The sequence below is a fragment of the Streptomyces sp. NPDC053069 genome, from assembly GCF_044546895.1.
GTDB lineage: Bacteria > Actinomycetota > Actinomycetes > Streptomycetales > Streptomycetaceae > Streptomyces.
In genome coordinates, this window is record NZ_JBITZN010000030.1 from 1 (window position 1) to 10,592 (window position 10,592).

Genomic DNA, 10,592 nt, shown 5'->3' on the forward strand with positions numbered 1-10,592 from the left:
AGACTTCCTGCACACCTACAACCACCATCGCTGCCACACAGCACTCGGAGGCCAGCCACCGATCAGCCGTGTGAACAACGCTTCAGGTCAATACAACTAGGGCCTGTCCGGCCGATCATGCACCGGTCTGATCCGGGAAGTTGGGAGGGACGCAAGGAAGCGCCAGGCCGGAGGATTCTTGGCGCGCTGGCCCTGGTAAAACAGTGACCGGTGGGTATCCAGGAGCGGGAACGAAAGATGTACCGGCCGCTGCGGCGGGCAGGCCTTGAGGTGATCCCGGACGCAGTGCCGGACGGCACGATGCCGTTCGTCTCCGGATGGCATCCCAAGGACGTTGCCGGCCGCTTCTCCCACCAGTACGAAACCCCACGGCTCGTCGAGCGTCTCAACGAGGACTGGTACGACCTGGCGGTCTCCTCGGGCCTTCTCGACCACCGGCGTGAGTTCCTCGTCCTGCTTCCCCACGGCACCCACACGCACCAAGCCGTCCTGCGTAGGCAGAACCAGCACTATGGCCGCCGTGCCGCACCGGCGGTCTGGGCCCGGGTCGGGCTCCTGGACCGCTGGGACATCATGGGCCGGGGTGCGGCATCGGCGTTCCTCGGCATACGCGCGGGCCACCCGGGCTTTGGCATGATGGCGCTCGACAGCAGTGTGTACATCAGCTGCTCGACCGGCGAGATCGGTGTCGACGTGCTCGCGGTGCGTCACCCAGACCGCTCTGAGAACATCCTGCAGAACCTGGAATGGTACGCACATTGGGACTACCCCCGTGCCGACAAGGAGTTGCAGAAGCGGATCGCCGTCTGGCTCGCGGGCCGCGCACCGGGGACCGCCAGCCGTTCCGACCGATGACCACGCGCCCCGGCGGCGAGGTCGGCAAGAGTGTCGCCGTCCAGCTGATCATGTGACTACTCCGTTGTCGAATCGTTCACGTGGTCATGGGGCGGGGTGACCTGACCGGTGTTCAGTGGCGCGACCTGCCCGAACGGTTCGGTCCGTGGAAGACGGTCTATGAACCCACCGCTTGTGGTCGGCCGACGGAACCTGGGAACGCCTGCTCCGGCAGGTCCAGGCCGAGGCCGGTGCGGCAGGTGGGATCGACTGGGACATTTCCGTCGACTCCACCATCGTGCGAGCGCATCAGCACGCCGCCGGCGCCCGCACCGATCCGCCGTCGGCTCCCTCCTCAAAGGGGGACATGCCGACAGAACACCAGGACGAGACGCGGTGGCAGAGCCGCGTTGCCCGTCTGGCGGAAATGGTGCTGGAGGTGAGGGCCTGGGCCGTTCGCGCGGCGGGTTCACGACCAAGCTCCACCTGAGCGCGGACGGCCGCTGCCGCCCGCTTTCCCTGATCGCCACACCGGGACAGAGGGCGGACTGCACCCAGTTCAAGCCCGTGCTGGAGAAGATCCGCGTCCCGCGGATCGGGACGGGCAGGCCCCCGTAAGAGGCCGGACAGTCTCGCCGCGGACAAGGCCTACAGCAACGGGCCGTGCCATGAGTACCTGCGGCGCCGGGCATCCGGCACACCATCCCGGAGAAGATCGACAGCCAGGCCGCCCGCCTGCGCAAAGGCACACGCGGCGGACGGCCACCGGGCTTCGACGAGGAGCGGCACAAGAAGCGCAACACCGTCGAACGGGCCATCAACAAGCTCAAGCACGCCCGAGCTGTGGCCACCCGCTACGACAAGCGCGGTTACATCTTTCTCGGGACCGCGACTCCCGCAGCCCTCGTCATCTGGCTCCGCGCATGATCGGCCGGACAAGTCCTAGTCGACCCCGTAACCGTGCTCGGACAGGTCGAACCAGTTCCCCTCGGGATCGATGGCGCGGAATTCGGCGTACGGGCGCGGGGATGCCCGGCGCTCGGGGCGCTCGACGGGTTCGTTCGCCAATTCCGCACAGAGTCGGCTGATGTCGTTGACGTGGAATCCGAAGTGGTTTATTCCGGCGGGGGCCTCACCGCCCATATCAAGCTTGAGCAGGGCCAGGGTCAGGTAGCCGTCGTGGAGGAAATGGTTGCCCGCCTGGTCGGCGGCGAGTAATTCCATGCCGAAGCGCTCGCCATAGAAACGCGCCAGTTCCGCCGGCTGTCGGGCATACAGGGCCAGATGACGAATTCTGGACCTACTCACGAGAGTGTGCTCCTTTCTTTGTCGGCGCCGGTCGACCGTGGTCGCCTGTCATCTTCTGTACCCGTAATCTTCGATGTCTGCCACCCCTCGCCGTTATTGACGGACCGGCAGCATGTTGATGAAGGCGACGATGAGCCAGTTCTCCCGGCGGCGCTCCAATACCGCCTGAGCGTGCAGTACGAGAGCGGCGCCAGATTCCCGGGTGTGCACCGTGTTCTCCACCCGCGCCACGGCGATATCCGGCCGGAGATGGGTCACCCGCAGGACGGTGGCCGTCAGACGGGTTCCCGCATAAACCGTGGTGAACAGGTGCCGATGCGCCGCCGCGATCTGCGTGCTGCCGCGGTAGTGGTCGGCGCGTACGGAGGTGAAATCCGCGTCGGCGGAGAAAACCCGGGCGAAGGCATCGGCGTCGGACCGGGCCCATGCCGTCTCCAGGGCCGCGAAGGCGGACCGTACCTCCGCCGCGTCGGCGTCGGCCGCGGTCATGCCGGCACGCCCCTTTTGCGGTGTTCGTGGAGCTGGATGCGCAGCGGCGTGCAGGCCGTTGCGTCGGGGCCATACGCGGGGCCCCAGGCGGCCACCGTGTAGCAGAGCAGCCCCTCCTGGCGCTCCACGTAGCAGATCATGTTCACCAGCCAGCCGGTGCTGGCGAACATATAGGCGTCCATGGGCGTCGGTGCTTCGCTGATGCGCAGGCCGCGCTCGCTCGGCGGTCCGATCCGGTGCCAGTCGGGATGCAGATGGATCGAACCGAGCACCTCCAGGCCCTGTTCGGCCGCCAGGCGGTGGACGCGCAGCAGATCGCGCGAATCGCACCAGAATCCGCGGTGGACGTTGTCGTAAGCCGTCCCGAAGCGCGGGACGATCGTTGTGCGGAACTCTTCCGTGGCCGCCCGGTCCGCGGACCGGGCGTTGCGCGCGAACTCCGTCGCGGCGATCAGCGCCCGGCCGTTGCGGAGGGTGCCCGTGAGGAGGGCGAAGGACGAGGGGGGCTCGGCGGGCGAGCACCCCTCGTACGCCTCGAAAGCGGCACGCAGAAACGGCGCGAGCGTCTCGTGACTCACCACGACAGTGCTGCATCGAGCGGCGCCGCCCCCGGACGACCCGGCCAGGGTGCTCCGCCCGGTGATCTCAGAGGTCACAGACCGGCCTTCGCCGCCGTCCCCGGGACTTCGGTGCCCCACACGTCGCCGTACAGCCAGTTGCCGCGCGCCTGTGGATCGTTGCTGGTGTAGTACTCCCGGTAGGCACTCAGGATTTCGTCGACGGACAGCGATCCGTCGCCGTTGACGTCGAGCTTCTCGAAGGCGAGCCGTCGGTTTTCCGGGGAACTTCCCATGGCCTTCTGGAAGCAGAGGAATTCCTCGGCACTGACGGTGCCGTCGCCGTCGCGGTCGCAGACGCGCCAGATAGCCTCGGCCAGCGGCCGGAACAGGGCATCGAACCGCTCGGGATGGTCACCGAACACGCCGATGATCCCCTTGCGCCATTCCTCGGGGTTGATCCTTCCGTCACCGTCGACATCGAGGTGCTCCAGAATGTTGTGCATGAACTCCTGGTAGCTCTTGAAGAGGCCCACCGCCGGTGCCGAATCGATGGGGATGTTCTGGTGTGCGATGATCCTGGCCGCCATTGCCAGTACGTCGGCCTCGTCGAAGAATCCGTCTCCGTCGACGTCCACATGTCCGAAACAGACGTCAATCTTGCGCTCCAGCAGATCGCCCTTGGTGCGCCGGTCCGCCATAAGAAAAACCCACCCCTTCGATCTCGTATTCGCTTTGCCCTGTCGGGCTCCCGGATCGAGAATTCCCGGCTCCCCCTTCAGGGAAACCGCGGCAGCCACACCTTTCAATAGATGGGTAATCAGATGAGTAAGCCGCTGAGCGCGGGGGCTCTTCCGGCGCCTGATGTCGTACCGCCATGATCCGCCGGACAGCCCCTAGGCGGCTTCGTTGGATCACCGGGCAGACCACAAGAGATGCCCGCTCCGGGGAGTCCGGCCAGGTAGATGGTCGCGGTCTTCTCGTAGCGGGTGGCGACGCCGCGCCGCTGCTTCCAGCGGTTGATGCATCGCTCGATGGTGTTGCGCTCCTTGTACGTCTCGCCGTCAAAAGCCGGTGGTCCGCCGCCCCTGCTGCCTCGACGCAGCCGGTGGTCCCGCTGGTCGGCCGGGACCGGAATCACCGCCCGGATGCCGCGCTTGCGGGCACGTCACCGGCTGCCCGGCGGTGAGGTGGAAGGCCAGGGGTCGACAGCGGCCATCTGCTGTGAGGTGGGCCTTTGTGGTCAGCACGCCGCGGGACCGGCCGATGGCATGGTCTACCGCTCTGCGGCAAGTCGCGTGGGCGCACGAGCTGCGCCAGGCGGTGGACGAACTACGGGCGCCCGGCTCGGCACGGCAGCTTCCAGCGCATCCGAAGGGGCGCATACGCCGAGCGCGCGTGCCCTGCACACCCCCGCGCCCTTCCTCACTACCCCGGCACTCCAAGGCCAGCGCCGACCGTCGGCCCCGTTCGGCCACGGGCGCGCCGTCGTTGCAACCGACGCCGCGTGCCACCGCCATCCACCGAGCCGCGCCCAGCAACTTCCCCGCCATGGCCCCCTCCAATCCGGAAACCACCCCCCCCAGCGCCAACCAGTTCCGGCTCACGGAGTTCACTCACAGGAGTGACACCCGCCGTACGACCCGCACCTCCCGGCCGCAGACAGACCCGCAATCCCCGGCGCACCCGATCGGTCGCAGGCCTGCATGACGCCGTGAGGCCGACCGGTCTTTCGAGTAGCGGTGACCGGCCGTCACGTCCGCCCAGCCCTCGACGTCCGCACTGCTGATGAACACCAGCGAGGAACAGCCGATCAGCGCCCGGGGTCTCCTCGGTCAGGCGATCGATCTCCTTGCGGAGCGAGTTCGGGTTCGGCTGCGGGTAGAGCTCGCGCAGCTGCTCCGGGCTGGTGAGGGCGTCCGCCCGGAGGGATTCAAAGGGCAAGCCGGCGACCCCAGTGCCGATCATCATACGGACGACCCTGGAAGACGGCCGAGCAAGTGCGCGGCTCAGCGCGTGATCTCGCCCGCGTTGACCAGTCGCCACTCCTCGGTGCAGTCGGAAGAACGTGGCGGTGCGAGGCCAGTCCGTACCGAGGCGGATCTCGGCAAGCAGGCGCTCCGTCAGGGCAGCACGGCGCCCGCCTCGTCCCGCTGCCATGCCGAGCCGAGGAGTCCGGTCAGCACGCGGACCGGGGCAGAGGCCAGCGTGGGTGAACCAGGCCATGTTGTCCGACCTGACCACTCTGTTAGGAGTTCTGAGACGAGACGGACGGGCCCTACTCCCCCTCGGAGCGGGGCTGCTGCTCACCTGGTCACGACTTGCCCGCTCTCCCGCGACGTCGGATAGGCGGCGGCCACGTCTGCACACTGCGTCTTCACGCCGACCGGTGTCGAGTCCCGCAGGTGCGTGAGCGCGCTGTACTCGGTCTCGTGGATGCCGTTCTTCTGGAGGTCCTGCACCGTTGCATAGACGTATCCGGCCAGCGCCGCCGAATCTTCGTTGCAGCGGGATCCCCACGTATTGAGTGCCTGCTGGTACTGGCCGACGAGGTGGCTTCCACCGTCCAAGTCCGCAAGCTTCTGCGCCGAGCTCGGAGCGCTGTGGCTGTCGTTCGAACTTGAGCAGCCGACAAGCGAGACGCTGATGGCGAACAGGATGGCGGCGGTGATGCGGCGGCGCATGTGTGTCCCCCTGATGTTGGATGCCGGCCGCATGATGCGCCCACCGCCCGCGAGCGGAAGTCCACTTCACCGGACTGTGATCCCAGGAAGTCCGTGATACTGCCCCACTGCCGGCGGGGTCGCAGTGTCACGGATCCGTCACACACTTCACTTCTCCCCCACGAGTGCCTTAGCGTGTTCCGCCTGTATTGGCACCACTAGGGGGATCGATGCGCGTCCGCATCATCGCTGCTGTCCTGCTCTGCGTCGCGAGCGCGGGCGTTGTCGCCTGCCAGCCGACCGACACCGCCAAGCCGAGTGGCAGCGCGCCACCGGCGGCCACGAGCGGCGCGCCGAAGAAGGACGACAAGCCGGCGGAGAAGAAGGTGACGGTGCCGAACTTCGTGGGCATGGGTCTGCAGTCCGCGCAGGACAAGGCGCAGGCGGCCAGCTTCTATAGCCTCAAGAGCCACGACGCGTTGGGCCGGGCCCGGATGCAGATCCTGGACCGCGACTGGAAGGTCTGCTCCCAGAACGTCAAGGCGGGCACGGTCGTGGTCACTTCGACACAACTGGACTTCGGTGCTGTGAAACTGACTGAAAGTTGTCCGGCGCACGACCAGGCGGCACCCTCGGCGGCTGGCGGGTCGATGCCGGACTTCCGCGGCAAGAGCGTGAAGGCGGCGCGGCAGGCGCTGGACTCCAGCACATCGATCACCGTCAACGACGCGACGGGCGACAGCCGGATGGTGATCATCGAGTCCAATTGGCAGGTGTGCTCCCAGAAGCCAGCCGCAGGAACGAAGCTGAACGGTCAGCCGGTGACGCTGGATGCGGTCAAGTACGGCGAGAGCTGCCCGTAGGAACGGCGAAGACGCCCCCCTCTCGAAGGAGGGGGGCGAGTCTCATGCGGGTAAGTGCCGTCGGTCCATGCGCCGCCGGTCGGTCGTGATGCTCCCGCTGTACTTTCAGCAGCAGACGGGTGCGCCGAACCATGAGAACGGCGACGGCCACGAGAGCAATTAGACGGGTTACTCAGTGTGAGTTGACCAGCCTGAGTTTGGGCTTCCCTCCAAGTCGGGCGGCCGGGCAGACCGAAGGCCGAGACCCAACGCCGGTCCCGGCCTTCCACTCACCTCGTCCGCAGACGATCACACCCCCCTGGTGCGGCTGAGGAAGACACGCTCCGACTTCAAGCGGCTTGGGGCGCTGCCGTCCGCGCTCAAGCGGGGCTACCAGCTGGAGGCTCCGCTGGAGCAGTTGTTCAGGCAGGCGCGCTTCCGGGCCGACCGCGACCCGACCGTCGCCAAACCGCGGCAGACGAACCTGATGGCCCGCTACGGCGACACCTGGTACATGAGCGAGGCGAAATGGCTCAACGGGCCAGCCGACGTCGACGTCTTCGACGCGTCACGGTCACGGTACGGTGCCGGGACCGGCCGCTGGCCTCTTGCCCGGCCGGTTCACGTGCGAAGGAGGACCTCTCATGACGATGGGCGCCGCGGAACCTGCCACGGACATCGAGCAGGCCACGCTGCCCGGACGGGCCGCAGCCTTGGTCGAGTTACTCCGGCGCAATGCAGCCCGCACCGAACAGGACCGCTGTGTTGCTGCGGAGAACATCGCGGCACTCGATGAGGCCGGCCTGTTCAGCCTCACCGTTCCCGAGCGGCTGGGCGGCCACCAGGAACGCATCCGCACGCTGGTCGAAGTGAGTTCCGAACTCGGCCGCGGCTGCGGATCGACTGCCTGGACCACCAGCTTGATCAACATCTCGGGGTGGCTCATCGGCCTCTATCCCCAACGCGCGCAGCGTGAGGTCTACGCGCAGGATCCCGGCACCCGTGCCTGTGCGGTCCTGCCACCCCATGGGACCGGCAGGACAGCCGACGCCGGCAGCATCGTCACCGGACGGTGGGGCTTTGCCTCCGGCTGTCTCCACGCCCGATGGGCGCTGCTCGGCATGACGCTCACGGGCGAGCGCGACGAGCGCCTGGACCAAGCACTGGCCCTGGTCCCGATGGACCAGCTGACGATCGAGGACACCTGGCACGTTGCCGGGATGCGTGGCACCGGCAGCAATACCCTCATCGCCGACGGCGTCTTCGTCCCAGACCACCGCATTCTGTCGGTTACGCGCGCGCTCCAGGGCGTTTATCCGACCGAGTTCAAGGACGAGACCCTGTACCGTGCGGCGTTCGTCCCGACGCTCGCCCTGTCGCTCGCCGGCCCGCTGTTGGGTCTGGCCCGCGGCGCGATGGAACTGGTGCTGGCCTCGCTGGCGATGGGCCGGGGCATTTCGCATACGCACTACGCACAGGCACGCGAGGCGCCCTCCACCCAGATGCAGCTCGCCGAGGCAGCATCATTGATCGACACTGCCACCCTGCACCTGATGCGTGCCGCGGACGATGTCGACAGCTGGGCGGCGAGCGGCCAGTGCATGCCCGTGGTCAACCGGACCCGGGCGCGCATGGATATCGGGACAGTCGCCCGCTGCTCACGTGATGCACTGGACCTGCTGCTGAGCGTCCAGGGGGCCCGGAGTTTCGCCGACGACAGTCCGCTGCAGCGCATCTGGCGGGACCTGGAGACTGGTACGCGGCATGCCATGGTCAACCCCGCCATCGCGACCGAGATGTACGGCCGGGCCCTGCTCGGTATCGAGGACCAGGTCACCCCGCTGATCTGAGCGGGCAGCTCTCGACGGCTCCCGGACATACCCCTCCTGCTACCCAGGATCAGAGAGCGGGGCACCGGTTGCTCCGGCCAGGCGAGACACCGGTGGGCGGCCGCGGGCGAAAGGTACGGGCCGGGCCACTGTCGCAGTGGAACGGGCTCAAGCGCGGACACGGGGTGGCCGATGGCGGTGGCATGGAAACGCATTCCCACATCGCCGCGCGCCGTCTTGCCTGCCGCCGCCTGCTCGGGGCGGCTGGCGGCCTGTTCAGTGCCCTGTGGGCGGTGGTGCCCGGGCCCTGGGCCGTAACCGCCCAGGTCCTCTTCCCTCGGATATCAGGGACTGCGGACGACAAGTGCCTTGAGGCTCTGTTCGCTTCGGAGAACCGCGTGATCCGTACACGCGAGCGAGTGGTCGCAGTGACGTTCAATGCGGCGTGGAACGATGCCGGACTGGACAGCGTCCTCGGGACGCTTGCCCGCCGGCACACGCCTGCCACCTTCTTCCTGACCGGCGACTTCGCCGACCGGTACCCCGCAGTGGTCAAGAGGATCGCGGCTGCGGGACACGGGCTGGGCAACCACTCCTACAGCCACGCCCACTTCGCCCACCTGACCGAGGCCGGAGCTCGCCACGAGGTCCGGGCAGCGGACCGGGCCCTGCACGCCGCCGGGGCAGGCCGTGCCCTGACCCCATTCTTCCGGTTCCCCTACAGCGAGACGAGCACCGCACAGATCAGAGAGATCAACAAGCTGGGATTCGCGGATATCGAATTCACCACGGACACCAACGGATGGATGGGCACCGAGGGCGGGATGACCGTGGACCGGGCGGTGCAAAGAGCCCTGGACGCCCTGCACCCGGGGGCGATCCTGCAGATGCACGTCGGCGCTCCCGAGGGGCGCACCGAGGTGATCGACGCCCAGGCCCTGCCCCGAGTCCTCGAGGCGATCCACGCCCGCGGTTATCGCGTCATCGACCTCCGCAGCCTTCTGGCCTCCGCCCCATCCGTGCCCAGTGGCGGACAAGGCACTTCGGGCAGCCGCGCCAGACCGTGACCGGGGCGAGCAGACAGAACAGGGCCGAAGCCGGTGTGCCCCCGGGCGGCCGACGTGCTGTCGCAGCGCGGGACGACTGCGCCGATCGCCTGACCACGACGACCTAGGCTGACGGTCATGATGACGACCGCCGATGAATGCCGCTCGATGGAGATGCTGGAAGCCCCAGTGTGACAATCGCTTCAAGCGTGGACGGGGGAGGCCACATGGAACAGAGCTCGGTTTGGGAAGAACCGCACGCGGTGACAGCGCGTGATCTTGTGATCGGTTACATCGACGCTCTCAACGCGGTTGGTGAGGCCGTAAGAGCGGCAATCAGCCCGCTTGAGCGGCTAGGGTCCGTCTTCAAAGGGATCTTGCCCAGAGCAGGCGTGAGGCCAGGCAGACCGCTGCTTCATAGCTGGTGGCGGTCTTGTCGTACCGGGTAGCAATGCCACGGAAGCCTTTGAGCAGGTTGAAGCACCGCTCGACGGTATTGCGGCGCCGATAGATCTCTTGGTCGAAGCCCGGCGGGCGACCGCCGACACTGCCACGGCGCCGACGGTGGCCTTTCTGATCGGAGCGCTCGGGGATGGTGTGGGCGATCCCGCGCCGGCGCAGGTAGGCCCGGAAGCCGCAGGAGCTGTAGGCCCTGTCCGCGATCAGGTGATCGGGGCGGCAGCGTGGGCGGCCATGTCCGATTCGAGGTACGCGTTGCGTTCCAGCAAAGGGCGAGCGCACGGGCTGTCGTTGCGCTGACCGGGGCTGAGCAGCACGGCCAGGGGGCGACCACGGCCGTCGCAGGCCAGATGGATCTTGGTGGTCAGTCCTCCGCGGGACCGACCGAGGGCGTGGTCGTCCTGTTCTTCCTGCCGTGGCTGAGCGGCAGTTCGGCCCGTGGCAGCGGCGTGCTGGTGAGCGCGGACAATGAGCGTTTTCAGCGTTGCTTCTCCAAGGTGAGGACGGCCTTGGTGATGACGCTCATGCGGTTGGGACTGATGCGGGATCTGCGGAAGATCTGCCA

The 10,592-nt window shown here is 67.4% G+C and carries 11 protein-coding genes and 6 pseudogenes; 6 read left to right on the forward strand and 11 right to left on the reverse strand.

Annotated features, from left to right (window positions below; all coding sequences use genetic code 11):
• The 3 genes and pseudogenes from ACIGXP_RS39840 to ACIGXP_RS39850 all read left to right on the forward strand — a co-directional run.
• Positions 1 to 100, forward strand: a pseudogene (locus tag ACIGXP_RS39840) (IS481 family transposase); the annotation flags it as partial.
• A gap of 185 nt (positions 101 to 285) precedes the next feature.
• Positions 286 to 855: a hypothetical protein gene (locus tag ACIGXP_RS39845; protein ID WP_399776892.1), complete on the forward strand. Its 570-nt coding sequence runs from the start codon at positions 286 to 288 to the stop codon at positions 853 to 855.
• Between the two features lie 104 nt (positions 856 to 959).
• Positions 960 to 1,761: pseudogene (locus ACIGXP_RS39850) on the forward strand (IS5 family transposase); the annotation flags it as partial.
• A gap of 15 nt (positions 1,762 to 1,776) precedes the next feature.
• Here ACIGXP_RS39850 and ACIGXP_RS39855 read toward each other — a convergent pair.
• The 8 genes and pseudogenes from ACIGXP_RS39855 to ACIGXP_RS39890 form a co-directional block, all read right to left on the reverse strand.
• Positions 1,777 to 2,142 (reverse strand): VOC family protein, encoded by a 366-nt coding sequence (locus ACIGXP_RS39855; RefSeq protein ID WP_399776895.1) that lies wholly within the window; start codon positions 2,140 to 2,142, stop codon positions 1,777 to 1,779.
• Between the two features lie 93 nt (positions 2,143 to 2,235).
• The gene (locus ACIGXP_RS39860; protein ID WP_363219646.1) at positions 2,236 to 2,631 is read right to left on the reverse strand and encodes an SgcJ/EcaC family oxidoreductase; all 396 of its coding nucleotides are present in this window, start codon (positions 2,629 to 2,631) and stop codon (positions 2,236 to 2,238) included.
• Positions 2,628 to 3,209 carry a hypothetical protein gene (locus tag ACIGXP_RS39865; protein WP_399776898.1) on the reverse strand — a complete coding sequence of 194 codons (582 nt, stop codon included), beginning with the start codon at positions 3,207 to 3,209 and terminating at the stop codon, positions 2,628 to 2,630. Before ACIGXP_RS39865 ends, ACIGXP_RS39860 begins: the two co-directional genes overlap by 4 nt.
• Positions 3,210 to 3,283: 74 nt before the next feature.
• Positions 3,284 to 3,889 carry an EF-hand domain-containing protein gene (locus ACIGXP_RS39870; protein WP_399776901.1) on the reverse strand — a complete coding sequence of 202 codons (606 nt, stop codon included), beginning with the start codon at positions 3,887 to 3,889 and terminating at the stop codon, positions 3,284 to 3,286.
• A gap of 233 nt (positions 3,890 to 4,122) precedes the next feature.
• Positions 4,123 to 4,350: pseudogene (locus tag ACIGXP_RS39875) on the reverse strand (IS5/IS1182 family transposase); the annotation flags it as partial.
• A gap of 13 nt (positions 4,351 to 4,363) precedes the next feature.
• Positions 4,364 to 4,465: pseudogene (locus ACIGXP_RS39880) on the reverse strand (IS5/IS1182 family transposase); the annotation flags it as partial.
• Positions 4,466 to 4,939: 474 nt separating this feature from the next.
• Positions 4,940 to 5,159 (reverse strand): annotated as a pseudogene (locus ACIGXP_RS39885) (hypothetical protein); the annotation flags it as partial.
• 335 nt (positions 5,160 to 5,494) lie between these two features.
• Entirely contained in the window at positions 5,495 to 5,872 is a 378-nt protein-coding gene (locus ACIGXP_RS39890; protein WP_399776904.1) for a hypothetical protein, read from the reverse strand.
• A 209-nt stretch (positions 5,873 to 6,081) separates the two neighbouring features.
• Between ACIGXP_RS39890 and ACIGXP_RS39895 the strand changes: the two genes are divergently transcribed.
• From ACIGXP_RS39895 to ACIGXP_RS39905, 3 genes are all read left to right on the forward strand, one after another.
• A complete protein-coding gene (locus tag ACIGXP_RS39895; protein ID WP_399776907.1) occupies positions 6,082 to 6,714 on the forward strand; it encodes a PASTA domain-containing protein in 633 nt (210 codons plus the stop codon).
• Between the two features lie 623 nt (positions 6,715 to 7,337).
• Entirely contained in the window at positions 7,338 to 8,543 is a 1,206-nt protein-coding gene (locus ACIGXP_RS39900; protein WP_399776910.1) for an acyl-CoA dehydrogenase family protein, read from the forward strand.
• Between the two features lie 377 nt (positions 8,544 to 8,920).
• Positions 8,921 to 9,589, forward strand: coding sequence for a polysaccharide deacetylase family protein (locus ACIGXP_RS39905; RefSeq protein WP_399776912.1), 669 nt, complete (start codon positions 8,921 to 8,923; stop codon positions 9,587 to 9,589).
• A gap of 345 nt (positions 9,590 to 9,934) precedes the next feature.
• Here the strand turns inward: ACIGXP_RS39905 and ACIGXP_RS39910 are convergent, their stop codons facing one another.
• From ACIGXP_RS39910 to ACIGXP_RS39920, 3 genes and pseudogenes are all read right to left on the reverse strand, one after another.
• Positions 9,935 to 10,309: a transposase gene (locus ACIGXP_RS39910; protein ID WP_399776915.1), complete on the reverse strand. Its 375-nt coding sequence runs from the start codon at positions 10,307 to 10,309 to the stop codon at positions 9,935 to 9,937.
• Positions 10,231 to 10,509 carry a transposase gene (locus ACIGXP_RS39915; RefSeq protein ID WP_399776918.1) on the reverse strand — a complete coding sequence of 93 codons (279 nt, stop codon included), beginning with the start codon at positions 10,507 to 10,509 and terminating at the stop codon, positions 10,231 to 10,233. Before ACIGXP_RS39915 ends, ACIGXP_RS39910 begins: the two co-directional genes overlap by 79 nt.
• Positions 10,506 to 10,592 (reverse strand): annotated as a pseudogene (locus ACIGXP_RS39920) (IS5/IS1182 family transposase); the annotation flags it as partial. The pseudogene ACIGXP_RS39920 and the gene ACIGXP_RS39915, both read right to left, overlap by 4 nt.

What these genes read in the sequence shown, in the direction of transcription:
- ACIGXP_RS39860 (WP_363219646.1), bottom strand. Translation starts at nt 2,631, where the DNA reads ATGACCGCGGCCGACGCCGACGCGGCGGAGGTACGGTCCGCCTTCGCG.
- ACIGXP_RS39900 (WP_399776910.1), top strand. Translation starts at nt 7,338, where the DNA reads ATGACGATGGGCGCCGCGGAACCTGCCACGGACATCGAGCAGGCCACG.
- ACIGXP_RS39870 (WP_399776901.1), bottom strand. Translation starts at nt 3,889, where the DNA reads ATGGCGGACCGGCGCACCAAGGGCGATCTGCTGGAGCGCAAGATTGAC.
- ACIGXP_RS39895 (WP_399776907.1), top strand. Translation starts at nt 6,082, where the DNA reads ATGCGCGTCCGCATCATCGCTGCTGTCCTGCTCTGCGTCGCGAGCGCG.
- ACIGXP_RS39890 (WP_399776904.1), bottom strand. Translation starts at nt 5,872, where the DNA reads ATGCGCCGCCGCATCACCGCCGCCATCCTGTTCGCCATCAGCGTCTCG.